The 24,208-nt window shown below is 75.9% G+C and carries 21 protein-coding genes; 12 read left to right on the forward strand and 9 right to left on the reverse strand.

The annotated features are described in order from the left end of the window. The coding region (locus ACYVGT_RS04570) for an FUSC family protein (RefSeq protein WP_460855136.1) at positions 1-768 on the forward strand (768 nt) is incomplete at its 5' end. A 672-nt stretch (positions 769-1,440) separates the two neighbouring features. Here the strand turns inward: ACYVGT_RS04570 and ACYVGT_RS04575 are convergent. Together ACYVGT_RS04575 and ACYVGT_RS04580 are read right to left on the reverse strand one after the other, a co-directional pair. Next, complete coding sequence (locus tag ACYVGT_RS04575; protein ID WP_460855137.1) at positions 1,441-2,241, reverse strand: thioesterase family protein; 801 nt, start codon at positions 2,239-2,241, stop codon at positions 1,441-1,443. Positions 2,242-2,357: 116 nt separating this feature from the next. Then, positions 2,358-2,546, reverse strand: a complete 189-nt coding sequence (locus ACYVGT_RS04580; RefSeq protein ID WP_460855138.1) for a hypothetical protein — start codon at positions 2,544-2,546, stop codon at positions 2,358-2,360. A gap of 90 nt (positions 2,547-2,636) precedes the next feature. Here ACYVGT_RS04580 and ACYVGT_RS04585 point away from each other — a divergent pair, with 90 nt between their 5' ends. Next, entirely contained in the window at positions 2,637-3,164 is a 528-nt protein-coding gene (locus tag ACYVGT_RS04585) for a CGNR zinc finger domain-containing protein (RefSeq protein WP_460855139.1), read from the forward strand. 18 nt (positions 3,165-3,182) lie between these two features. On the opposite strand, the gene ACYVGT_RS04590 is transcribed toward ACYVGT_RS04585, so the two are convergent. Beyond that, positions 3,183-6,563 (reverse strand): DNA polymerase III subunit alpha, encoded by a 3,381-nt coding sequence (locus ACYVGT_RS04590; RefSeq protein WP_460855140.1) that lies wholly within the window; start codon positions 6,561-6,563, stop codon positions 3,183-3,185. Between the two features lie 319 nt (positions 6,564-6,882). On the opposite strand from ACYVGT_RS04590, the gene ACYVGT_RS04595 reads away from it, so the two are divergent. Then, positions 6,883-7,458 (forward strand): DUF421 domain-containing protein, encoded by a 576-nt coding sequence (locus ACYVGT_RS04595; protein WP_460855141.1) that lies wholly within the window; start codon positions 6,883-6,885, stop codon positions 7,456-7,458. Positions 7,459-7,570: 112 nt separating this feature from the next. Here the strand turns inward: ACYVGT_RS04595 and ACYVGT_RS04600 are convergent, their stop codons facing one another. Beyond that, entirely contained in the window at positions 7,571-7,918 is a 348-nt protein-coding gene (locus tag ACYVGT_RS04600; protein WP_460855142.1) for a hypothetical protein, read from the reverse strand. Between the two features lie 304 nt (positions 7,919-8,222). Beyond that, positions 8,223-9,488: an FAD-dependent oxidoreductase gene (locus tag ACYVGT_RS04605; RefSeq protein WP_460855143.1), complete on the reverse strand. Its 1,266-nt coding sequence runs from the start codon at positions 9,486-9,488 to the stop codon at positions 8,223-8,225. Positions 9,489-9,732: 244 nt separating this feature from the next. On the opposite strand from ACYVGT_RS04605, the gene ACYVGT_RS04610 reads away from it, so the two are divergent. Together ACYVGT_RS04610 and ACYVGT_RS04615 are read left to right on the forward strand one after the other, a co-directional pair. Next, a complete protein-coding gene (locus ACYVGT_RS04610) occupies positions 9,733-10,584 on the forward strand; it encodes an alpha/beta fold hydrolase (protein ID WP_460855144.1) in 852 nt (283 codons plus the stop codon). 76 nt (positions 10,585-10,660) lie between these two features. Beyond that, a complete protein-coding gene (locus ACYVGT_RS04615; protein WP_460855145.1) occupies positions 10,661-11,359 on the forward strand; it encodes a metal-dependent transcriptional regulator in 699 nt (232 codons plus the stop codon). Between the two features lie 21 nt (positions 11,360-11,380). Here ACYVGT_RS04615 and ACYVGT_RS04620 read toward each other — a convergent pair whose 3' ends face one another. Beyond that, the gene (locus ACYVGT_RS04620; RefSeq protein WP_460855146.1) at positions 11,381-11,797 is read right to left on the reverse strand and encodes a DUF6463 family protein; all 417 of its coding nucleotides are present in this window, start codon (positions 11,795-11,797) and stop codon (positions 11,381-11,383) included. Positions 11,798-11,897: 100 nt separating this feature from the next. Next, on the reverse strand, positions 11,898-14,477 hold the full coding sequence (gene rph, locus ACYVGT_RS04625; protein WP_460855147.1) for a rifamycin-inactivating phosphotransferase: 2,580 nt from the start codon (positions 14,475-14,477) through the stop codon (positions 11,898-11,900). A gap of 184 nt (positions 14,478-14,661) precedes the next feature. Between rph and ACYVGT_RS04630 the strand changes: the two genes are divergently transcribed. The 5 genes from ACYVGT_RS04630 (at position 14,662) to ACYVGT_RS04650 (ending at position 18,654) form a co-directional block, all read left to right on the forward strand. Beyond that, positions 14,662-15,540 carry a phosphotransferase gene (locus ACYVGT_RS04630; RefSeq protein WP_460855148.1) on the forward strand — a complete coding sequence of 293 codons (879 nt, stop codon included), beginning with the start codon at positions 14,662-14,664 and terminating at the stop codon, positions 15,538-15,540. Between the two features lie 56 nt (positions 15,541-15,596). Continuing rightward, entirely contained in the window at positions 15,597-16,580 is a 984-nt protein-coding gene (locus ACYVGT_RS04635; protein ID WP_460855149.1) for a metal ABC transporter substrate-binding protein, read from the forward strand. Beyond that, on the forward strand, positions 16,577-17,359 hold the full coding sequence (locus ACYVGT_RS04640; protein ID WP_460855150.1) for a metal ABC transporter ATP-binding protein: 783 nt from the start codon (positions 16,577-16,579) through the stop codon (positions 17,357-17,359). The genes ACYVGT_RS04635 and ACYVGT_RS04640 overlap by 4 nt, the downstream gene beginning before the upstream one ends. A gap of 41 nt (positions 17,360-17,400) precedes the next feature. Then, positions 17,401-18,231, forward strand: coding sequence for a metal ABC transporter permease (locus ACYVGT_RS04645; RefSeq protein ID WP_460855324.1), 831 nt, complete (start codon positions 17,401-17,403; stop codon positions 18,229-18,231). Positions 18,232-18,330: 99 nt separating this feature from the next. Beyond that, on the forward strand, positions 18,331-18,654 hold the full coding sequence (locus tag ACYVGT_RS04650; protein ID WP_460855151.1) for a 4a-hydroxytetrahydrobiopterin dehydratase: 324 nt from the start codon (positions 18,331-18,333) through the stop codon (positions 18,652-18,654). 45 nt (positions 18,655-18,699) lie between these two features. Here the strand turns inward: ACYVGT_RS04650 and ACYVGT_RS04655 are convergent, their stop codons facing one another. Beyond that, positions 18,700-20,295: an AMP-binding protein gene (locus ACYVGT_RS04655; RefSeq protein ID WP_460855152.1), complete on the reverse strand. Its 1,596-nt coding sequence runs from the start codon at positions 20,293-20,295 to the stop codon at positions 18,700-18,702. Between the two features lie 204 nt (positions 20,296-20,499). Between ACYVGT_RS04655 and ACYVGT_RS04660 the strand changes: the two genes are divergently transcribed. Then, positions 20,500-21,546: an acyltransferase domain-containing protein gene (locus tag ACYVGT_RS04660; protein WP_460855153.1), complete on the forward strand. Its 1,047-nt coding sequence runs from the start codon at positions 20,500-20,502 to the stop codon at positions 21,544-21,546. 121 nt (positions 21,547-21,667) lie between these two features. Here ACYVGT_RS04660 and ACYVGT_RS04665 read toward each other — a convergent pair whose 3' ends face one another. Next, on the reverse strand, positions 21,668-22,693 hold the full coding sequence (locus ACYVGT_RS04665) for a chitinase (protein ID WP_460855154.1): 1,026 nt from the start codon (positions 22,691-22,693) through the stop codon (positions 21,668-21,670). A gap of 268 nt (positions 22,694-22,961) precedes the next feature. Here ACYVGT_RS04665 and ACYVGT_RS04670 point away from each other — a divergent pair, with 268 nt between their 5' ends. After that, entirely contained in the window at positions 22,962-24,137 is a 1,176-nt protein-coding gene (locus ACYVGT_RS04670; protein WP_460855155.1) for a S8 family serine peptidase, read from the forward strand. The last annotated feature ends 71 nt before the right edge of the window (positions 24,138-24,208 follow it).

The raw sequence follows: 24,208 nt of genomic DNA on the forward strand, positions 1-24,208 counted from the left end.
GCGCCGGGCCCGGCCCCCGCGCGCGCCCGGATGGCGGCCGCGGCGCGGGCCGGCTCGCCCACCCGCACCGCGGTACTGCGCATCGGGGTGGCGGCCGCCGCGTCCGGCGCGGTGGGCGCCCTGGCCGGCATCGAGCACGGCTACTGGGCGGCGGTGTCGGCGGGCTCGGTCCTGCAGTCGGTGGACGTCACCAGTACCTGGCACCGGATGCTGCAGCGCGGCACCGGGACCGCGGCCGGCGCGCTGATCGCGGCGGCGCTGTTCGCGGGCGACCTGCCGCCGTGGGCGATCGTGGCGCTGGTGGCGCTGCTGCAGGCACTGGCCGAGCTGGTGGTGACGACCAACTACGGCTATGCCATCGTGTTCGCCACCCCGCTCACCATCGGGCTGTCGCAGCTGGCGCAGCCGGTGCCGCCCGGCGCACTGGTAGCCGAGCGCGTGACGGCCACGCTGCTGGGCGCGGTCATCGGCGTCGCCGTCGCACTGGCGCTCGCCAACCGCTCCAACGCGGCCCGGCTCTCCGCCGCGCTGGCCGACTGCCGCCGGGCCGCGGCCGCCTTCGCCGCCGCCGGCCCCGCCGAACGCGAAGACGGGCTGCGGGACCGGCTGGGCTCCGCGGTCGCAGCGCTGGCCGCCGCCCACGGTCCAGCTCGCGGCGAGCCGTGGGTCGCACGTGTCGCCGACGCCGAGGTCGCCGCCGCCGAGGACGAGGCCCACCGCCTCCTCGCCGACCTGCCCGCCGCACGCGCCCCCGCAGGGGCGCGCTGACCCCCCTGGGCCGCCCGCCCCTCCTCCGCGGTCGGCGCCGGGTCTTCCCGCGGGCCGAATCAGATCCGCCCGGTCCCGGTGCTGCCAGCGGACCGGGTGCCGGTCGCCGGACCGGCCGGCGGCGCTTGCTGCGTGGCGGCTGCGCGTATCCGCGCGCCCCTTCCGCCCCAGCGCACCGGTACCGACAGTGGCGCCGGCGCGCGGTAGACGCAGGATGAGCAAGATCCGGCAATGGCCGGCACCCTGCCCCGTCCCGCGCCGGATCACCGGAGTGCGGCCGGTGGACCGTGCAGAGCCAGCCCGCGGCGCCCCGGAGGCTTGCAGGGATGCGCTGCGCCGCCGCGGCTCCGGCGCCCGCAGGCTGCACGGGCGCTTCCCCAGCGCGGACCCGGCCGGCGGCGCGGAGTCCCCTGGGCCGTGGAGGCTGCCGCCCGGCAGCGCCCCTCGGGAGCCGGGAGCGCGGACTGCTGGCGGGGTCGGCACTGCACTGCGGCGCTCCGGTACAGCCGCACCGCACCGCATCCCCCCCCTGCGCACCTTCGCGTCCGGCAACGGCCCGCGGCCGTTTCGGGCGCGGGCCGACCGCAGGACCCCCGTCTCCGGCCGCGCACCACCGCCCGAGCGCCGCACGCTTGCGGGTCCGCTGTCCGGGCGGGGCGGCTGCGCCCCGGCTCAGCCGGGGCCGGGCATCGGGCGGACGGTGAGGATCTGCTGGGCCTGGCCCACCGGGCCCGCGGTGTCGTGCAGGACGCTGCTGGTCAGGCCCTGGCCGTCGGGGCCGAAGACGACGGTGGTGTCCAGTCCGGTCCAGCCCGCGCGCGGCGGGCGGTGCAGGTGGACGGTCAGGTCGACGTTGGGGAACATCCACTCCTTGGGCGACTCGCGCACCGCGACGCCGTTGGCGGTGTCCACCAGCGCCACGAACGCCGCCGTCGCCGACACCTCCTCGCCGGCGACCAGGTCCAGCGGCGTGGTGACCCAGGTGGCCGTGCGGCCCGGCAGCGGCTCGCCCACCGGACACACCTGAAGCGAGGCGATGTAGCCGCCCGGCCACACGTCGGTCAGCGGGCGCGCGGCGAGCGTCTCGGGGTGCGGCAGCGGGGCGGCGGCGCCGCCGGCGACCGCGGCGGTGTCGCCGCGCGCCAGCATCCAGGCCCGGGCGCGCACCGCAGTGCGGCCGCCGATCTCCGCGGTGGCCTCGACGAGTTCGATGGTGCGGCCCGGGCGCAGGGTGGCCACCCGGATCGTGCACTCCTCCAGCGCGAGCCGGCCCAGGATGTCGAAGGAGATGCGGGCCGGGACCAGGCCGGGCCGGTCGGCGGTGTGCCGGTCCACGGCGTGCACGAGCAGTCCGCCCAGCGGGCTGAAGTGGAGTTCGCCGGGGTCCCAGGCGCCGCCGGCGTGCGGGGTGGGCCGGTAACGGAGCGCGCCGGAGCGGTGCCCGGCGGGTTCGTAGTAGCTGCCTGCGTTCACCGGCGGGGTCCTCTCGACCAGGTGGGGCGCGCCAGCCGGGCTGCGGGACCGGGCGCGGGGGTGCGCGACGACCGTACCCGGCCCGGTCCGCCCGCGCCCCGCCTGCCCCCTGCAGGTCAGCGCCGCGTGGCGTCCGCGCCGGTGCCGGTGTCGACGGAGCGGGCGCCGCAGGGGCACTGCAGGTAGCGGACGATGCCGGTGCTGGTGTAGTGGGCCGACTCCACGCGGGCCAGGCCGGCGGGCAGGCCGCAGCCGGAGCACTGGTGCCCGGTGGCGCCGGAGGGGAAGTCGGCGGGTGCCGTCATGGGTGATCATCTTCCTTCTGCACACGGTGGTGGACCGCTCCGGCCCCCGCGTGCGGCGGCCGGCCGGATCCAGCCTGATGTAATGCCCTTATGCAGTTCAACACTTACGGCGGAACGGGCACCTTCGTCACCGTCGACCTGCTCAACGCCGCCGACCGCACCGCGCCGGCGCTGTCGGACATCCTGGCCCGCCACCACATCAGCCGGCCCCGGGTGGACGCCGCCCAGGCCGCGCGGATCTGCGCCTGGATGGAGCGGCTGCGCCCGCTGTTCGGCGAGCCCGACCGGGACCGCCAGATCGTGCGCATCAACGCGCTGCTGCGCGAGTCGTCCACCGGAGTGCAGGTCTCCGCGCACGACGGCGCCGAGCCCCACCTGCACTACGTCAGCCAGGTCGCCGACACCGCCGAGCGGCTCCGTGGAACCACGGCGGGCGGGCTGGCGGTGGCGCTGTGCGGGGCGGGCGGCAGCCGGCTGGGCTGCTGCGCCCGGGCGGGGTGCACCGCGGTGTTCGTCGACACCTCCCGCAACGGCCGGCGCCGGTTCTGCTCGGTGGCCTGCGCCAACCGGGTCAACGTCGCCGCGCACCGCGCCCGCGCGGCCCGCCGGGAGCCCTGACCGGCCGGTCGCGCCCGGTCAGCGGCCGGAGCTGCCGGGGCTGGCGTGCCAGAGCTTGCGCGGGGCGCCGGCGGCGCCGCCGGGACCGCCGACCTCGGAGTAGGGGGTGAGGGCGAAGCCGCTGGCGTAGCGGATGCGGCGGCCGCCCACGCCGGCCAGCGGGGCGCGCCCCGGGCCGGTGCGCAGGTAGGCGTCCATCGCCTCGGGGCCCTCCTCGTGCCAGAGCCGCGCGGCTTCGTCCATGTCGTAGGCGTGGGTGGCGTTGACGGTGGGCAGGCCCGACCCGGAGCGGCGCACCCGGCCGCGCGCCACCAGCAGCCAGGAGCCGAACACGGTCGCCGCGCAGCGCTCCTGCACCGATTCGAAGAACGTCAGGTCCACCAGGCCGGTGGCGTCGTCCAGGGTGGTGAAGATGATGCGCTGGCCCGAGCGCACCGCCGGCGTCTGGGTGGCGACCTTGACGCCCAGCACCAGCACCTCGTCTCCGTGCCGGGCGCGGCGCAGATCGCGGGCGCGCAGGGCGCCGTGCCGGGCGGCCAGCGCCGCGGTCACCTCGGCGTAGCAGTCGAGCAGGTGGCGGCTGGCGTCGTAGCCCAGCACCTCCAGTTCGGCCTGGACCTGCTCGGCAGGGGTCATCGGGGCCAGCTGCACCGCCGCTTCGGCCGCGGGCCGCTGCACGGCCAGGGTGAGCTGGCCCCGCGCGCTGCGCGGCGGCGGGGTACCGCGGCGCTGGGCGCCGGCGCGCAGCAGCAGGTCGCGGCGGGTGGACTCGGGGTGCAGGGCGTCGAAGCCGCCGACGGAGATGATCCGGTCGGCCACGTCGCGGGAGACGCGGGCGCGCGCGGTGAAGTCCTCCAGCCCGGTGTAGGGGGCGCCGGCGGCGACGGCGGCGGTCTCGGCGGCGGTGATGCCCTTGACGTCGGACAGGGCGGCGCGCACCGCCGGCCGCCCGCCGGGTCCGTCCTCGACCTGCCATGCGGATCCGGAGCGGTTGACGTCGATGCCGAGGACGGCCACGCCGAAGCGGCGGGCGTCGTCGATGATGGCGCGGCGCGGGTACATGCCGGGGTCGTGGGTGAGGATGCCGGCGTAGAAGGCGGCGGGGTAGTGGCGTTTGAGCCAGGCCGACTGGTAAGTGGGCAGGGCGAACGCGGCGGCGTGGGCCTTGCAGAAGCCGAAGGAGCCGAAGGAGGCGATGATCTCCCAGACCCGGTCGGTCTCCTCGGCGGGCCGGCCGCATTCGCCGGCCATCCGGGTGAAGGCGGCGCGGACCTGTTCGCGGCCCTGCTCGGTGCCCAGCCGGCGGCGCATCGTCTCGGCCTGGTCCAGTCCGCAGCCGGTCATCAGGTGCAGCAGCGCGATGACCTGCTCGTGGTAGACGACGACGCCGCCGGTCTCGGCGAGCGCGCCGGACAGCACGGGGGAGACCAGGTCGGGTCCGGGGCCGAGAGGGCCCTGTCCGGTGCTGCCGTGGGCGGCACGGGCGGCGAGGAAGGGGGCGACCATGTCGCTGCCGACCGGGCCGGGCCGGAACAGGGAGATGTCGACGACGAGGTCGCCGATGTCGCGGGGGCGGAGCTTGCCGACGAGTTCGCGCTGGCCGGGCGATTCGATCTGGAAGCAGCCCAGCGTGCCGGAGGAGCCGATCATGGCGTAGACGGCGGGGTCGCCGTCGGGCACGGCGTCGATGTCGACGCTGCCTCCGGTGGTGCGCTCGATCTCGGTGAGGGTGTGCGACATGGCCGACTGCAGGCGTACACCGAGGACGTCCAGTTTGATCAGGCCCATCTCTTCGACGTCGTCCTTGTCGAACTGGACCATGGGGTAACCGGTGCGGCTGGGCTCGGTGGGGGCGCGGTCGGCGAGATCGCCGCCGGAGACGACGATCCCGCAGGGGTGCTGGGCGATGTGGCGGGGCAGCCCGTCGAGGCGCTCGGCCAGCCGGAACAGGGCGGCGGCCGGGTAGTCGCCCATCCGGCCCGAGCGCAGTTCGGGCAGGTCGTCGCAGGCGGCGCGGATCTGGCGGGCGCGGATCCGGGGGAAGGCCTTGGCCAGGACGTCGATCTCGTGCGGCGGCACGCCCATGGCGGCGCCGACGTCGCGGATGGCACTGCGGGCGCGGTAGGTCTCCATCATCGACACGCACGCGGCGTCGGGGTAGGCGTCGAACACGGCCTGGTAGGCGTCCAGCCGGCGGTGGGACTCCACGTCGAGGTCGATGTCGGGCAGGCCGGCGCGGCTGGGGGCCAGGAAGCGCTCCATGAGCAGGCCGTGCTCGAGCGGGTTGACGGCGGAGATGCCGATGAGGTGGTTGACCAGGCTGCCGGCGCCCGAGCCGCGGATGGAGCAGCGGATGCCGCGGGCGCGGATCCGGTCGGCGATGTCGGCGACGGTGAGGAAGTAGGCGGAGAAGCCCTTGTGCTCGATGGTCTGCAGCTCGCTGGCCAGGCGGTGGCGGACGGCGGGGTCGCGGTCCAGGCCCAGGCGGTGGGCGCCCTGTTCGCAGGCGCGCCAGAGCCGGTCGCGGGCGTCGGGGACCGGCGGCAGGTGGTTGCGGTCCATCCCCAGGTCGGTGCCGGGGTCCAGGACGCAGGCCGCGGCCAGGGCGCGGGTGTGGGCGAGCAGGCGGCGGGCGGCGTCGGGATCGGGGCCGCAGACGCGGCGGGCGACCTCGGCCATCTCGGCGGTGTCCTTGAGGTAGGACTGCGAGCCGGCCGGCGGGGCGGGTGCGGGGCCGGGCAGCCAGCGGCGGGCCTCGTCCAGGACGCGGGCGACCTCGGCATCGGCGGGGCGGGGGTAGCGCACCGCGTTGCCCAGTACGGCCAGGGTGCGGGTTTCGCGGGCCAGGCGCAGCAGGGCGGTGGCGCGGCGGTGCTCGCCGGGGCCGAGGTGGTCGACGATCTCGATCGCGGTTTCGGCGGTGGCGCGCCAGCGCTGCAGGAGGCGGCGGGCCGCCTCCATGCGCTGCCGCGCGGCAGCGCGGGCGACGTCGGACTCGGGGCCGAGCAGGACGATCAGCCCTTCGGCATGGGCGGCCAGGGTGGCGGGGGAGACGGCGGGCGGGGTGTCGGGGCCGTCGGCGTGGGCGGCGGTGACCAGCCGGCACAGCGACGCCCAGCCGGCGCCGCCGCGGGCCAGCACGGTGATGCGGCCCCCGTCGGGTGCCGCGACGGCCAGGTCGGCGCCGAGGATCGGCTGGATCCCGGCGTCGCGGCAGGCGCGGGCGTGGGCGACGGCTCCGTAGAGGCCGTCGCGATCGGTGAGGGCGAGCATGTCCATGCCCTGCTCAGCGGCGCGGGCGGCCAGGTCGGCCGGCGGGGAGGTGCCGTAGCGCATGGAGGCGGCGGAGGCGGTGTGCAGGTGGGGGAAGGGGCCCGCTCCGGCCGTTGCGGTGGTCATCGGCGCCTCCCCCTGGTGTCAGTGCGTGCAGCCCCGGCGGGCTTCGCATTCCACGCACTCCGGCCGATACAGGGGAAGAAAGGCCGAAAGCGAACATCTGTTCGAATAGTACCCCAGGGCGGGTGTCCGGGGAAGCGGAGCCCCAGGTCCGCGGGCGGCCGCTGGGCCCGCCGGGTTCCGGAACCGCGGCGCCGCGGGCCCTGCGGGCTCCCGGCCGGCGCAGGGTGGGATGCGCCACAGCGCTCCGCGCCACCAGGCCCCCGGGCCGTGCGGGCGCGCCCCGCCGCCCGTACGGCCCCCGCGGTGGAGCATGGGGCCCATGTGGCACGACATGCTCGCGATGGAGATCCCGCCGCTGGAGAAGACGCTGCGCACCGTCGGCGTCTACCTGGCGGTCTACCTGCTGCTGCGCCTGGTCGGCCGGCGCGACCTCGCCCAGCTCAACACCATGGACCTGGTCGTGGTGATGCTGCTGTCCAACGTCGTGCAGAACGCCGTCATCGGCCCGGACAACTCCCTGACCGGCGGCCTGCTCGGCGCGGCGGTGCTGCTGGCCGTCGACTACGCCCTGGTCCGGGTGCGGGTGCGCTGGCTGTGGGCCTGGCGGCTGTTCGAAGGCTCGGCCACCGTGCTGGTGCGCCGCGGCCGCTACGACCGCCGGGCCATGTGGCGCCTGGGCGTCCGCCGCGCCGACGTCGAGCAGGTCGTGCGCCACCAGGGCGGCAACAGCGTGCACGATGCGCACCGCGTCCTGCTCGAACCCGACGGCACTCTGCTGGTGGAGCTAGTCCGCGGCCGCCGCCCGGCCTCCGCCGACGACATCGACGACCTGCGCGCCCGCCTGGAGCGCATCGAAGCCCTCCTCGCCTCCGGCCGCGGCACTCCCGCCACCTGACCTGCCGCCCGGCGCCGCTCCCCGAGCCCGGCCCGGGCCGGGCCGTGGCCAGAGCCCTGCCCACGGGCTCCTGCTGCCCGGGTGGGCAGGCTGATACGAGGGTGCGGCGGCCTCACTGGATGCACTCGTCCGGCCTGATACGTATCCGCGTGCGGCGGCGTATGACCCGCAGCGGATGGTCGAAGGCCTCAGCCGGGACTTCGCCGTGCAGCCCGCCGCGCGTATCGATCAGGCAGGCGTCGGTGGCCAGGTCCGCGCCGTGCGCGCCGAAGCGCACGCCGTCCCGTTCGAACCGGAGCAGCCCGATGCGGTCCTGTCCGCGGGCGGCTACCGCAGCTTCGGGACCGATGACCGCTCCATCGGCTCCATCAGCACGTTCCGCACGACAGGCGGTCAGGCGTCGATCGCCGTGCCGCCGCTCCACCGCGAACTGCGCGAGCTCGGCGGCATCCCGGAGCATCTGCGATCCGGGGCGGGGTGGGAGGCCCTCGCCTTCCACACACCCGAGCGGTGGCGTCTCCAGTGGGAGCAGACCGGCTGGTCCAGGCCGCTGCCAGCCGGGTGCCCCCCGATGGCTGGTGCGACCGGAAGCTGTGGTGTGAGGTCTGCCCGAGCATTCCCCCGACGAGCTGGTCAGGCAAGAACACGCGCCACGGCCCCCGTGCTCGACACCGGCCGCGGCGGACTTCTGACTTTCGCACTCGTCACCGGCCGGAAAAACGGATTGCCGGAGTGGCTCCCCGCGCCGGCTGCCGCCCCGGTGTTCACCCCGGCCCGGCCGCCGCGTCGCCGTTCGCGCGGTCGGCGGGCCGGGGCGCGGGGGAGCGGCGCGCTGCAGCGGGCGGGCGCTCGGGCAGAACGCCGAAACCGATCAGGTAGGCCGGGACCACCGCCAGCCGCGGCGCTGCCGACAGGATCCGCACCGCGGCCCCGGGGATCGACATCGCCTCCCCGCGCAGCGCCGGGTCCAGTACCCGCCGGTGCAGGAACCGCTGCAGCGCCTGCACGGCCACCGTCGGCACCAGCCGGCGGCGCCGCACCCGCGCCAGCTCCTTCGGCGCCACCCGGCCGGCCTGCAGTGGACCGGCCAGCAGGCGCGCTGCGGCCACCGCGTCCTGCACGGCCAGGTTGATGCCCACTCCGCCCAGCGGCGACATGGCGTGCGCCGCGTCGCCGATGCACAGCAGCCCCGGCAGGTGCCAGCGGCGCAGCCGGTCCACGCGCACGTCGAGGTGCTTGACGTCGTCCATCGAAGCGATCTGCGCGACCTCGCCGGACAGCTCCGGCATCAGTTCGGCGACGTCGGCGCGGAGCGCCTGGACGCCGCGGGCGCGCAGCCGGCCGTCGGTGCCCTTGGGGCCCAGGTAGGCGACCTGGAGGTAGCCCTGGCGCGGGATGCCCACCATGATCCGGCGCCGCCCCAGCCGCGGCATCAGGGTCGGGGGGATGCCGGTGCGCACCGGGACGCGGAACCACCACGCGTCGAACCCGACCGGGAACTCCCGCGGCCGCAGCCCGGCCACGCGGCGCAGCAGCGAGTGACGGCCGTCGCAGGCCACGGTCACCTCGGCGCGCAGCTCCTCCTCGCCGCCGGGCCCCCGCAGCCGAACCCCGGCCACCCGGCCGTGCTCGCGCAGCAGCCCGACCGCTTCGGTGCGCATGCGCAGCGTGAACGCGGGCTCTTCGGCGCCGGACTCGGCCAGCAGGTTGAGCAGGTCCCACTGCGGCACCATCGCCACGTAGGGGTGGGCGGTGCGCAGCAGGGTGAAGTCGACCGGGGTGATGGAGCGCCCGCCCACCGACGCGGTAGCGCGCTCCAGCCGGCTCTGCGGCAGCTCCGCGAAGCGCTCGCCCAGCCCCAGCTCGTCCAGCAGCGCCATCGTGGAGGGGTGCACGGTGTCGCCGCGGAAGTCGCGCAGGAAGTCGGCGTGCTTCTCCACCACGGTGGTCTCGATGCCGCAGCGTGCCAGCAGCAGCCCCAGCACCATCCCGGCCGGCCCGCCGCCCACCACCGCACACGTCGCCGCCATTGCCGCCTCCTCCGCTGCGCAGCGAACCCGCAGCGCAGCTCCTTGCGTGCGCACCCCGCGCCCCCATCTGTTTCCGCCGCGGCACCCGTTCACGCCTGGCCCCGCAGCAAAAAGCACCTGGACAGCCGGTTGTCACCGCCCCGCCAGCGGCCCGGGGAGGGGGCTGCGGCGCGCGTGCCGCAGCAGGAGCCCTGCGGTGCGGCATGATCGGGAGCGGCGGCGCAGGCCGGGGAGAGAGGGCGCGATGGACAGCGGCAGCACGGCGCACCAGGTGCGCGTACTGGAGTCCGGGGCGCGACTGCACCGGTGGGAGCCCGACGGCGGCGCCCGCAGCGGGGGCGCCCAGGTCCTGCTCCAGCACGGCTACGGCGAGTACGCCGAGCGCTGGATCGCCCACTACCACCGCTTCATCCCCCGCCTGCGCGCCGCCGGCTACACCGTGTGGGCCATGGACCTGCTCGGCCACGGCCGCTCACCCGGCCGGCGCGGCGTAGTCGACGTGCGCCGCTCGGTCGCCGACCACGTCGCGGTGCGCCGCGAGGCCGCCGAGGGCGGCCCGCTGCTGTGCGTAGGGCACTCCCTGGGCGGCCTGGTCACCGCCGGGTCGCTCACCGCCGCGCCGTCCGGCGCTGCCGGCGCGGTCCTGCTCTCGCCCGCGATCGTCCCCCCTGCGCCGGCCGCGCTGCGCTGGGCGGTGGACGCTGCGGCCCGCCTGGCCCCGGCTGCTCCGGCGCCGCTGAAGCCCTCGCCGGAGGGCGCCCTGACCCGACTGCCCGAGGAGGTGGCCGCCGCCGGCGCCGACCCGCTGCGCTACCAGGGCCGGCTCACCCTGTCCGCGGCGGCCGGCATCCTCGACACCGCGGCCGGGGTGTGGCGCACGCTGGGCCGCTGGCGCACCCCCTGCCTGGTGGTGCACGGCACCGACGACACCGTCACCGATCCGGCCCAGTCCGAGCGCTTCACCGCCGCGCTGCCCGTCGCGGACAGTACGTTCGTGCGCGTCGCCGGAGGCCGCCACGAGCTGCTCAACGACCTCGGCGGCGCCGCGCTGGCCGGCACCGTGCTGGACTGGCTCGGCGCCCACGCGGGCCGGTGATCCGCCGCCGCGGCCGGCGCCGGGCCGGGCGCGCTCGCGCCACCGGTGCGGGCCGCGGCGCGGTAGCGTGAAGGACATGGGCACAGCAACGCCGGATCGGCCGTCCACGTCGGTCGAGGACTACGTGAAGGTCATCTACGACCTGCAGGAGCGCGGCACCGGGCCGGTGACCATCTCGGCCATGGCCGAGCGGCTGTCGGTGTCGGCGTCCTCGGTCTCGGGCATGCTGCGCAAACTCCACGGCCTCGACATGGTCGACCACCAGCGCTACGGCTCCGTGCAGCTGACCGAGACCGGCACCCGGGCGGCGCTGGCCGTGCTGCGCCGCCACCGGCTGCTGGAGACCTACCTCGTCGAAGCGCTCGGGTACTCCTGGGACGAGGTGCACGACGAGGCCGAGGAGCTGGAGCACGCCGTCTCCGACAAGTTCGTCGACCGCATCGCCGCGCACCTGGGCGACCCGGTCGCCGACCCGCACGGCGACCCGATCCCCACCCGCGACGGCCGGGTCGTGCAGCGCGCCACCGGCCTGCTCTCCGATGCCGGCCCCGGAACCGCCGGCACCATCGTGCGGGTCAACGACACCGACCCCGAGCTGCTGCGCTACCTCGCCGAGCAGGGCATCGGCATCGGCATGCAGGTGGAGGTCGTGGAGCGCCAGCCCTTCGGCGGGCCGCTCGTCGTGCGGGTGCGGCCGGAGGCCGAGTCCGGCGAGCCGGCTGAGCGGTCGCTGGGCCACGTCGCCGCCCAGGCCCTGTGGATCGCCCCTGCCTGAGCCCGCTGCGCCGCCCCGGCCTCAGCGCCGGGTACGCCGCCAGGCGCCCGCCGCCAGCAGGGCCGCGGGCACCAGGCACAGCAGGAACCCGCTGGGCCCCACGAGCGCGGCGCACCCCAGCGCCCAGACTGCCAGCGCCGCGCCGATCCAGCCCGGCACCGCGACACCGCGCCGGCCCGCCCCGACCAGCAGGACGCCCAGCAGCGCTACCGGACCGACGAAGGCGGGCAGCGCCCAGAACACCGCCACCGAGTCCGGTTCCCCGCCGCCCCGCAGCCCTCCGGAGAACCACTCGGCCCAGTAGGGGTGGCCGGCGAACACCGCGGTGTGCAGCGCGGCGATGGCGATGACGGACCAGCCGCCCGCCAGGACCCACCGGTCGCGCGCGTGCGGCCGCACTGCGGCGGCCCCGTCCCTGTCCTGCGTTGCGTTGTCCATGCGGCCAGCTTCCCGGCCCGGACCGGACCGGCACCTCCCGCGCACGGGGGAGGAGCGGCCCCGGCCGGGGGAGAGCGCCGGGCCCGGCCGGGGCCGGTGGTCAGTCGAGGATCTCGACGTAGCCGTCGGTGCCGTTGACCCGGATGCGCTGGCCGTCCCGGATCGCGCGGGTGGCTCCGTCCACGCCCACCACGGCCGGCAGGCCGTACTCCCGGGCGATCACCGCGCCGTGCGTCATGAGTCCGCCGACCTCGGTCACCAGTCCGCCGGCGGAGACGAACAGCGGAGTCCAACTGGGGTCGGTGTAGGCGGTGACGAGGATGTCGCCCGCCTCCAGCCGGGCCCGGGCCATGTCGGTGGCGACGCAGGCGCGCCCCTCCACGGTCCCGGAGGAGACCGCGAGCCCGGCCAGTGCGCCCTGCGGGACGCTGCCGCCGTGCTGCCCGTCGAGGGCCTCGCCTTCGGAGGTGAGCACGCGGGGCGGGGTGAGCCCCGCATGCGAGGCGAACGCCTCCCGGCGCTCGCGGATCAGGCCGGCGTCGGCGCTGCCGGTGCGCACGGCCTCCGCCAGCTCCTCGAAGCGCAGGTAGTAGATGTCGTCGCGGGCCTGCAGGGTGCCGCGGCCGACGAGGCGGTCGGCTTCGCCCAGCAGCGCCTGCCGGTAGAGGAAGTAGCGGACCACCATGCCGTACTTGGGGTACTCCCGGTAGCCGGCGTAGGTGCGGACGATGCCGATGCGCTTCTCGGCCTGCGCTGCCTTCTCCGCTCCGCCGGGCAGGGCGCGCAGGCGCCCGATGATGTCCTGCTCGGCGCTGCGGGCCCGTTCGAGGCCCTGCTCGAACCGGCGCGTGCTCTCGCCCGGCGCGAACCCGGCCACGTTGGCCAGCAGTGCGGGCAGCAGCAGCGCCGGGTCTTCGGACCAGCGGGTGCGGGTGATGTCGATCTCTCCGGCGCACCGCATGCCGTAGGCGTCGAGGTAGCCGCGGATCGCCTCCGCTGCCTGCGGTCCGCCCTCCTCCTGCGCCAGCCCGGCCAGCAGCTCCTCCCACGAGGCGCCGCCGCTCTGCACCGGGTCGGCTGCGCGCTGCAGGAACGCGGTGGCGCCGGGGTGCGGGCGGATCGCGTCGGCCACGTCCAGCAGCGCCAGCCCCATCTGCGCGGTGACGTTGTCCGGCGCCGACTGGGTGAGTGCGTCGGCGGCGTTCCTGATGCCCAGCCAGGATTCGACGTGCTCGTTGAGCCACTGCCCGGCAGCCTGCGCCGCCATGATCGCCTCGATGCCCGCCGGGTCGAACAGGACGCGCTTGAGCTCGGTGGCGATGTCGGAGCGGATGAAGCCGAGCAGGTCGCTGCCGGTGTGCCGGCCGATCTCGGCGCGCAGTGCGGCGGCCGACTCCTCGGCGCGGGCAACCAGTCCGGCGGCCAGGCCGGGGTCGGCCTCCACCGGCCCGGCCGGGCCGCCGTGCACGGCGGCGGGCGGCGTGCCGGATCCCGGGGCGGGGCGGTCGGGGAGGGCGCCGCGGTCAAGGAGGCTGCGCAGTGCGTCGACGGTGCGGGGGTCGGAGGCGGCCAGCATGTCCAGGAACGGTGTGCGCTGGGCGGGGTCGGCGAGCAGGGGCGTCGCGTCGGAGAACAGCCGCCCGCCGGCCTCCCGCATGGGACGCGGCGTGGTCATCTGCCACAGCGAGAGCCCCAGCGGCCGCATCGCGTCGGTCATCATCTGCTGGTGGCCCGCAGAGAGGTAGACGCGCAGCCCGCCGTCTCCGTCCTCGGCACCGGCTCCGTCGTCGCCGGGCAGGGGGAACAGGGTGGTGACCGGCCGGCTCTGCACGATGGCGAAATCCTCGCCGGACCGGCACCACTCGATGTCCTGGGGCCGGCCGAAGTGTGCTTCGATGCGCCGGCCCAGCCGCACCAGCCGCACCGCCTGGGACTCGGTCAGCACCGGCTGCGCTGCCCCGCTCCGGGGTGCGGCTTCGGTGGCGGCCCGGCCGCCGCGCACCCTGAACACCTCGCCGGAGACCCGTCCGGCAACAAGGTCCTCGCCCAGCCCCGGCACGGCCTCCACCACCGCCACCGTGCGGTTCGAGGTCACCGGGTCGGCGGTGAACATCGTCCCGGCCGCATCGGGCTCGACCATCTGCTGCACCAGCACCGCCATCTCGGCCCCGCCCGCGCCGGCGCGCAGGCGGTAGGCCACCGCGCGTTCGGTGAACAGCGATGCCCAGCAGCGGCGCACGTGCGCCAGCACCGCATCCGTTCCGGAGATGCCCAGGTAGGAGTCCTGCTGGCCGGCGGAGGACGCCGCAGGCAGGTCTTCGGCGGTCGCGCTGGAGCGTACGGCGTAGGCGCCGTCCGCGCCGTACCGGGCGAGGGCGCGGCCGATCTCCGCGCTGAGGCCGGCGGGCACCGGTGCGTCCTCGATGCCGCGGCGGATACCGGTGCTGAGCGCGGCGACCGCAGCGCGGTCGGCAGCGTCCATCCGCTCCAGCCGGCCGATCTGCGCGGCGACCGCGGGCGCGCCGGCCAGCATCTGCCGGTAGGCCGCGGTGGTGACGCAGAACCCGTCCGGCACCCAGATCCCGCCGATGCGCCGCACCTCGCCCAGGTTCGCCACCTTGCCGCCGGCCCCGGCCGCCATCGACGCGTCGATCCCTGCCAGTTCCTGCACGTAGCGCACGTGCACCGCCCCCTCGCTCTGTCGCGGTCCCCTGCAGGCACGCCAGTATGGAACGGTTGCGCGCGCCTCATGAGGCGCGCCGATCCGGACTACACTGAAAACGGCGGGAGGCGGCTTTGCCTGCCCCGCACCGGCGTCCCTGAACCGCGGATCCGCGCGGGTGCGCACCCCTACCCTGGTAGCCGTGACGGACCGGATGGACGGATTCTCCCCGCGCCAGCGCGAGCTGGTCCGGGCGTGGCTGCCCGGCGCCGAGGTCGCCGCCGACCACAGCTGGGGGCTCACCAGCACGGCAGTGCTTGAGCTGCGGCGCGGCGCGGACCGCTACATCGCCAAGGCCGGGGGCGCGGACGACCACCACATCGCCCGGGAGATCCGCGCCCACCGCGAGTGGCTCCGGCCGTGGACCGCGGCCGGCCGGGCGCCCGAACTCGTGCACGCTGACCGCGGCGCGAAGCTCGTCGTCACCCGCTACCTGCCCGGCCGGCTGGTCGAGGGCACCGGTGACGAGTACGCGCCGCAGACCTATCGGCAGGCCGGCGAGCTGCTCGCCGCACTGCACCGGCACACGGGCGTCAGCGATGCCGGATTCGAGGCGCGGGAGCAGGCGAAGGCGCTGCGGCTGCTGGACCAGCCGCACCGGATCGCGGCGGACGTGGCCGCACGGCTGCGCCGCATGGTGGAGTCGTGGCCGGCCCCGCCGAGCACGCTGGTACCGACCCACGGAGATTGGCAGCCCCGCAACTGGCTGATCCACAGCGGCACGGTCAGCGTGATCGACTTCGGCCGGGCCGGCCTCCGTCCCGCCAGCAGCGATCTCGGCCGGCTTGCCGCACAGCAGTTCCGCGGAGCCCCCGCGCTCGAGGCGGCGTTCTTCGACGGCTACGGCGCAGATCCGCGGGAGCAGGCGGCCTGGCACCGCAACCGGATCCGCGAAGCGATCGGCACCGCCGTCTGGGCGCACCGGGTCGGCGACGAAGCGTTCGAGCAGCAGGGGCACCGGATGCTGGCCGAGGCGCTCGCTGAGGACCCGCACCGGCCGCCCGGAGGCGCAGGTCCCTGACCGGGCCCGCTCCCTCCCGGCGGCAGTGATGTCCCACCTTATGATAAAAGTTAGGTGTGCCGAAGACAGTTCGACGCCATGGCTTAAACGCCTGGCACGCCGGCTGCGCCCTCGCAGCGGCCGCGCTGGCAGCCGCCACCGGCTGCACCGCGCCGCCGCCCCCTGCCGACGACGGCCGCCCGCTGGTGGTCACCACCTTCACCGTGCTCGCCGACATGATCGACACCGTCGGCTCCGGCCACGTCGCCGTCGAGTCCATCACCCGGCCCGGCGCGGAGATCCACGGCTACGAACCCACCCCGCACGACCTGGTCCGCACCCGCGGCGCCGACCTGCTGGTCTCCAACGGGCTGGGCCTGGAGGGCTGGTTCACCCGGTTCACCGACGAGTTCGACGCCCCCCACGCCGTGCTCACCGAGGGCATCGACACCATCGCGATCACCTCCGGCACGTACCAGGGCCAGGCCAACCCGCACGCCTGGATGTCGCCGGAGGCCGCCCAGACCTACGCCGCCAACATCGCCGGCGCCCTCACCCGCCTCGACCCCGGCCACGCCGGCGACTACGCCCGCGCCGCCGAGGACTACTCCGCCGAGATCGCCGCGGTCGGCGACGAGCTGCGCGCCGCCGTGGAGAGCGCACCCCCGGCCGCGCGCACTCTCGTGACCTGCGAGGGGGCCTTCTCCTACCTGGCGCGCGACGTGGGCCTGGACGAGCGCTACCTGTGGCCGGTCAACGCCGAGAGCGAAGGCACCCCCCGCCAGATCGCCGAGGTGGTCCGCGGCGTCCGCGCCGCCGGTGTGCCCGCGGTGTTCTGCGAAACCACCGTCAACGACAAGCCGATGCAACGGGTCGCCGAGGAGACCGGCGCGCGCTACGCAGGCAGCCTCTACGTCGACTCGCTGTCGGCGGCCGACGGCCCGGTGCCCACCTACCTCGACCTGCTGCGCCACGACGCCGACACCATCGCCCGCGGCCTCGCCGCCGGCAGTGCCGGCGGCAGCGCTGCCCTGACCCCCGCCGATGAGGAGGAGCGGTGACCCGTCCGTACGAGACATCCGCTGTGGAGGCCCGGGGGGTCACGGTTGCCTACGGTGCCACGACCGCGCTGGACCACGTCGACCTGACCGTCGCGCCGGGCCGCATCTGCGGACTACTCGGCGCGAACGGGGCCGGGAAATCAACCCTCTTCGCCACCCTGATCGGCCTCATCCGCCCGCGCGCCGGCCACGTCCGCCTCGCCGGGCGCAGTATCGACCACGCCCGCGCCGCCGGACTGGTCGCCTACGTCCCGCAGAGCGAGCGCATCGACCCCGACTTCCCGCTGCGCGTGGCCGATGTCGCCATGATGGGCCGCTACGGCCGGATGGGCCCGCTGCGCCGGCCCCGCAGCGCCGACCGCGCCGCCGTGGAGGCCGCACTCCACCGCACCGGCCTGTCCGACCTGGCCGACCGCCGGATCGGTGCACTCTCCGGCGGGCAGCGCAAGCGCGCCTTCCTCGCCCGCGGCCTGGCCCAGAAGGCCGAGGTGTTCCTGCTCGACGAGCCCTTCGCCGGCGTCGACCGGGCATCCGAAGCCGCGGTCGCCGACGTACTGCGTGCCATGCGCGACGACGGCGCCGGCCTGCTCGTCTCCACCCACGACTTCGCCCAGGCCGCCGACCTGTGCGACGACGCCGTCCTGCTGCAGCAGCGCGTGCTCGCCGCGGGGCCCGCCGCCGACGTGCTGACCCCCGAGCAGCTCGCCGCCGCGTTCGGCCTGCCCGGCGCCCACCCGCCCCAGCGCCCCGGCGCGACCGCCCCCGCCGAAGGAGCGTGACCGCCGTGCTGGACGCCGCACTGGCCTGGTTCACCGTCCCCATGGAGTTCGACTTCATGCGCCGCGCGCTGCTGGTCGCCATCGCCGCCGGCACCGTGTGCGCCGTCCTGTCGTGCTGGATGACCCTGATCGGCTGGTCCCTGCTCGGCGACGCCGTGTCGCACGCCGTGCTGCCCGGAGTCGTGCTCTCCTACCTGTTCGGCCTGCCCCTGGCCGTGGGCGCGCTGGCCTTCGGTGCGGGCTCGGTGGCGCTCATCGGCGCCGTCAACCGCACCTCCCGCGTCAAGGAGGACGCCGTCACCGGGACCGTGTTCACCGCGTTCTTCGCCGTCGGGGTGCTGCTGATCGCCAAGATCCCCTCGCAGACCGACCTGATGCACATCCTGTTCGGCAACGTGCTCGGCGTCTCCGACTCCGACATCGTGCAGGTCCTGGTGATGGCGGGCGCCGTCCTGGCGGTGGCCGCCGCCAAGCACCGCGACCTCACCCTGTTCGCGTTCGACCGCACCCACGCCCACGCCATCGGCCTCCAGCCGCGCCGGCTGGAGGCGCTGCTGCTGGGCATGCTCGCCGTCACCGTGGTCATCGCCCTGCAAGCGGTCGGCATCATCCTGGTGGTGGCCATGGTCATCGTCCCGGGCGCCACCGCCTACCTGCTCACCGACCGCTTCGAGCGGATGCTGCTGATATCGGTGGCGGTCGCGGTCACCGCCGCCGTCACCGGCACCTACCTGAGCTTCCACTGGGATGCGCCCACCGGCGGCACCATCGTTACCGTCCAGGCCGGGGCGTTCCTGCTCGCCTACCTCGCCGCGCCCCGCCACGGCCTGCTCACCCGGCAGCGCCGCAGGCGCCGGGACGCAGCGGCCTGACGCGGCTGCGGGCAGGAACCCGGCCGGGCGGCCGGGGGATTGGGGAGCTCCGGTGCGCGGTAGACCCACCACCAGCAGCCGATGATCCGAGGAGTACCCATGGCAGCCCTGCTCACCGACGCCGAGATCCGCGACGGCCTGGCCCAGCTGGCCGGCTGGCAGCGCGCCGACGACCGCGCCGGGGGAGTGCCGGCGATCGAGCGCACCGTCCAGGCCGAGTCCTTTCCGGGGGCGGTCGCCCTGGTCGGCCGGGTCGCCGACGCCGCCGAAGCGGCCGGCCACCACCCCGACATCGACATCCGCTACTCCGCGGTCACACTGCGCCTGACCACCCACTCCGAGGGCGGGTTGACTGCGGCCGACCTCGAAATGGCCGCAGCGATCGACACGATCGCCGCGGCGGCCGCCGCCGGCCGCGACTGACACCCGGCGCCGCCGCAGCCGCTCCGCAGCGGTGCCGGGGCGCGGTCAGCGCGTCCGGCGCGCCCCCAGCCGGGACCGCCGGATCTTGCCCGACGGCGACTTCGGCAGCTCCGCGACGAACTCCACCATCCGCGGGTAGGCGTGCTCGGCGAAGCGCGTGCGCACCAGGTCGCGCAGCTCCTCCGCCATCTCCGTACTGCCCGACCAGCCCGGCGCCAGCACCACGGTCGCCGCCACCACCTGGCCCTCCACCTCGTCCGGGGCGCCGTAGACCGCCGCCTCCTGAACCCCCGCATGCTCCTGCAGGGCCTGCTCGACGTCGACCGGGACGATCCGGTAGCCGCCGGACAGGATCGCCTCGTCGTCGCGGGTGGCGAAGTAGAAGTAGCCCTCCCGGTCCACCGCTCCGGTGTCGCCGGTCAGGAACCAGCGCCCGTCGGGGGAGAACCGCGAGCGGCCCCCGCCGGCGCCGGCGCCGCTCACGTAGCCGCCGAACCAGAAGACCGGGCTGGCCGCGGCATCCACCGCCACCCGGCCCCGCCGCCCGGCTGGCGCCGCCACGTCGTCCAGCGGGTCCAGCACCGCCACCGCATACCCCGGCAGCGCGCGCCCCAGCGACGCCGCCCGCAGCTCGCCCGCTGCGTCGGCGTGCTGGTGCTGGCCCACGCAGATCCCGAGCTCTGCCTGCCCGTAGTGGTCGTGCACCGCCACCCCGAACATGTCCCGCGCCCAGTCCGACACCTCGGCCGGCAGCGGCTGGCCCGCCGACGACAGCCGCCGCACGCCCAGCTCGGCCGGCGGCGCCTTCATCGTGGCCTGCAGTGTCCGGTACAGGGTGGGCGGCGCAACCAGATTGGTCACCCCGCACACCACCAGAACCTCCAGGGTCAGCTCCGGGTCCGGCGCCGCCCGCAGCTGCACGCTGCACTGCCCGGCCAGCAGCGGTGTCACCAGCCCGTAGTAGAGCCCGTAGGTCCAGGAGGGGTCGTGGGCGTTCCAGAAGACGTCGTCCTCGCGCACGTCCAGCCCGAAGGCGTGGTGCGAATGCAGCGCCGCCAGCGCCCGCACCGGCACGTCGAAGCCCTGCGGGCCGCCCGTCGTCCCCGGCGCGAACAGGTGCAGGAACGCCGCGTCGCCGCCCACCGCGACCGGGGCGCCCAGGGCTGCCGCCTCCGCGGCGCTGCCGTCGGCGCCGGGCCCGGCCGCCACCACGCGCACCCCCGGGCCGGCGCCCGGGGCCACCCGCTGCTCCTCTCCCGGCTCGCACACCGCGACGCCCACCCCGGCGGCCTCCAGCCGCTGGCGCACCGCCTGCGGGGCCAGCGCCGTCAGCAGCGGCACGTGGACCGCGCCCAGCCGCCACACCGCAAGCGCCGTCACCGCGAGCTCAGCGCCGCGCCCCAGCAGCGTCGCCACCCGGTCGCCGCGCCGGACGCCGGCGGCCGCCAGCCCCGCTGCGCGGCGCCGCGACCGCTCCGCGAGATCGCCGAAGGTGAAGGCGGCCGCCTCCAGGTCTTCACCGACCTCCAGCAGCGCAGTCCGGCCGGCGGGATGGCGGTCGCACAGCAGGTGCGCCACGCAGCTCGACGGATCCCCGTAGTCGGCCAGCCACTCGGACACTTGCTCGGCCGGTTCGGGCATGAGACGGCTTCCTCCACATCAGTCGGCTTCAGGCGCGGCGGCACACCCGACGCGGATCAGGGTACGGCCGGCGGATCGGCCGCCGCTCCGTGCGGCGGCGCGGGGCGATCCGTGCGCCTTCGGGGGTCCCACCCAGAATATGCCGTTGAATGTGACGGCGCCCTCACCCCGTCCCCACCGCACCGACCGGAGGAACCGCACCCCGTGAACAGCACCGACAGCGCCCGCAAGGCCGCCGACCGCTTCGCCCTGCCCGGGCCGGCCCGCGCCTGGTTCTCCGCGGCCGCCAGCCTGCCCGACCACCCCGACGCCGTAGCGGCCGACCTGCACCGGCTCACCCCGGACCGGCTGCATGCGCTGCTGGAGCCCTTCGCGCTGGCGGCCGAGGACCTGCACGACATCACCGCCCTGTGGTCGGGACCGGTCCCCGGGGAAGCGGTCTGGATGGCCGGCCGCATGGCCGCGGCGGTGGCCCGCGATGCCGGAACCGCGCCCGCCTGGGTCGACTGGCCCCGGGTGAGCGGCCTGGCCGACCCGCACGCCCGCACCGCGCCGCTCATCGCCTTCGCGCTGGCCGTCCCCGCCCACCTGCGCGCCCAGGCCGCCGACGGCACCGATCCGGCCACCACCCGCGCCACCCTGCGCGACGTCGGCCGCCAGACCGCCGCGCACCGACGCATGTTCGGCACCGCCGGGCTCGACACCACCGCCTGGGTCGCCCACCTCTTCCGCTCCGGCTTCTATGAGCTCGGCCGCCTCCAGTACGAGCCCAACACACTGGGCGAGCAGGGCGCCGTCCGCTGGCTCGCCCCGGCCGAGCATGCCGCGGCCGGCGGCGACCCCCGCCTGGCGCCCGGCGCCCCCGCCCTGCGGCTGCACATCCCGGGCGGCGAGCCGCTCGACCCGGAGCGCACCGCCGCCTCGCTGCGCCGCGCCCGCCCCTTCTTCGACGGCTGGCATCCGGCCGGCTTCACGGTGGCGACCTGCTCCTCCTGGCTCCTCGACCCCCAACTGCGCGGCTACCTGCCCGCCGGGTCCAACATCCTCGCCTTCCAGGACCTGTTCCACCTGGTCGAGCAGGCGGCGCCGGGCGACTCCGACGTGCACCGGTTCGTCTTCGACCGCGCGGAACCGGTCGCCCCCGCCCGGCTTCCGCGCCGCACCCGGGTGGAGCGGGCCGCCGCCGGCCACCTCGCCGCGGGGGGCCACTGGCAGGTGCGTACCGGCTGGCTCTTCCTGCCCGGAGGCTGAACCCTGCACGGACCGGTGCCGCCGCGCAGGTGCGCCCCTGGCGCACCGGGTCGTGCGGCGCGGCAGGGGCGGTTCGGCGCGGCCGGCGGGGGCTTTCGGGCGCTCCCGCCGGCCGCCGGGCTCAGCCGCCGGTGCCCAGCCGCGCGCCCACGGTCTCGGCGAAGGCGTAGCTGCTGGTGGAGTCCCAGTTCACCGACCAGGTCATCGCCCCGGCCATCGCCCCGTAGGGCTCGGACGGCTGGAAGCTCCCGCAGTTCTCCCCGGTCTCCAGGCAGTCCAGCGCCGCCACCACGTTCGCCGGGTCCTGGTAGCCGCCGCCGGCCGCCTGGCTGGTCGCCGGCAGGCCCAGGCCGACCTGGCCCGGGTCCAGCCCCAGGTCCTCGACCTGGATGCAGGCCAGAGCCGTGAGGAAGTCGACGGTGCCCTGCTCGTAGACCTGGCCGTCGCAGCCCTGCATCGAGCCCGAGTTGTAGTACTGCATGTTGACCACGGCGAGCAGGTCGCCCAAGCCGGTGGCGAGCTTGGCGTACTCGGTGTCGGCCGACTGCATGTCGATCGTCTGCGGCGCCATCGTCACGACCAGTCCGCCGCCGACGGCGGCGTCCAGGTCGCTCAGGGCCTGCTCCATGTACTGGGCGTTGATGCCGTGCTCCAGGTCGACGTCGATGCCGTCGAAACCGAACTCCTCGATGACGTCCTGGGCGCTGGAGGCGAAGTTGGCGGCCTCCTCGGGGTTGGTGACGTCGACGTGGCCGAGCTCGCCGCCGATGGAGAGGACCACCGAGCGGCCTTCGGCCTGCAGGGCGGCGACGTCGTCCTTGAACTCCTGCTCGGTGTAGCCGCCGAGCTCGTCGGTGGCCACCGTGAAGTCGATACCGCCGGGGACGCCCTCCTGGTTGTCGGCGAAGGCGACGGCGACCATGTTGTACTGCGACGGCACCTCGGACAGCGGAAGGACCGCAGAGCCGTTGTCGAAGTTGTGCCAGTAGCCGGTGAGCCAGGGGGCCTCGGCCGCCGCACTGGGCTCGCCGGAAGCCGCGGGCTGGGCCGTGGCGGGGGTGGCCGACGCCAGCGGGACCGCGGCGAGCGCGGCGGCCGCCAGCAGCGCGGGCGCGATCAGGAAGCGTGGTGAGCGGGGGACACGCATGGGGGCACTCCTCCTCCGCGCACCGGGCGGACCGCGCCGCGGTGTCACGGATTGTCAGGGCATGGACGGGATGCGCAACCGTTCCCGGCAACCTAAGCCGCTGAAGCCCCACCGTCAACGCCCTTAGGAAGGTTTCTTTTCCATTTGGGGCGGCGGGCGCGCCCCGCTCCCGCGCCCGCCGGATGATCCCGCGCCGCGAAGACCGCTAGGGTTGCACCGTTTTCGGGCGGCCTGCGCGGCGCCCGGCGGAACGCGATCGGGAGGCACCGTGGCCCAGCTGTCCAAGCGGAACCGGGGGCGGATCGGAGCGGGCGCCTGCGCGGTCGCGCTCCTCGCGCCGGCGGCGGCCCCCGCCGCGGCCGACGCGGCCCAGGACGAAACGCCCCCGCCGCTCGCCAGCATCCCCTCCCAACCGGTCGGCGGCACCTGCGCACCGGCCTCCGACGACATCGTCGACCAGCAGGTCTGGACCGAGAACGCGCTGGGCCTGCCCCGCGCCCGCACGGTCACCGAAGGCGCCGGAACCACCGTGGCCATCCTTGGCAGCGGCGTCGACGACACCGCCAAAGCCCTCTCCGGTGCGGTACGCGGCGCGGGGGAGGACTGCCACGGGCTCGGCACCTTCCTGGCCGGCGTCGTAGCCGCGCGCCCGCAGCCCGGCAGCGGCCTGGTCGGGGTGGCGCCCGCCGCCGACATCCTCTCGGTGCCGGTCACCGACGACGCGGGCTGGGCCGACGCCGCCGATCTTGCCGAGGGCCTGACCACCGCGGCGGGGCAGGACGCCGACGTCATCCTGATCGCGGTCGCCATGATCGAGGAGAGCGCCGCACTGGACGCGGCGGTGGACAAGGCCGTCGCCGCCGACGCCGTGGTGATCGCCCCCGCCTCCTACCCGGAGCGGGGCGCGGGCCACTACTCGGTGCCCGGCGACCGCGACGACGTGCTGGCGGCCACCGGGACCGGCCCCGATGGGCAGAACACCGACGGCCCGTCCCCCAAGGACCTGGGCGCCGCGGAGGGCCAGCCCGACATCGCCGCCCCCGGCGCGGCCGTGATGAGCCTGGCCCCCGGCGGCGACGGCCACGCGGTCTCCTCCGGCGACCCCGTGGCCGGAGCCTTCGTGGCCGGCACCGCGGCCCTGGTGCGCGCCCAGTTCCCCGACCTGAGCGCGGAAGAGACCGCCGAGCGGCTGGCCGCCACCGCCTACCCGGCCGCCGAGAGCGCCCGCCTGGGAGCCGGAACCGTCGACCCGGTGGGCGCGGTGGGACGGTCGGCCGTCGCCGCGGAGTCGGCCGTCGCGCCGCAGGCCCCGGCGCTGTCCCCACCGCTGGAGCCGACGGTGGGGCGGGTCATGGCACTCGTCGGGGCCACCGCGCTGCTCGGCGTCATCGCCGCGGTCGGCGCCGCAGCGGTGCGCCGCCGGCGGGCGCCCGGCGCCGGCTGAGCACACGGCACTCGCTCGAACGCGCGCAGGCCCCGCTCCTTGCCGGAGCGGGGCCTGCGGGTGCACGGGAG

It is taken from the genome of Nocardiopsis coralliicola (assembly GCF_054779695.1).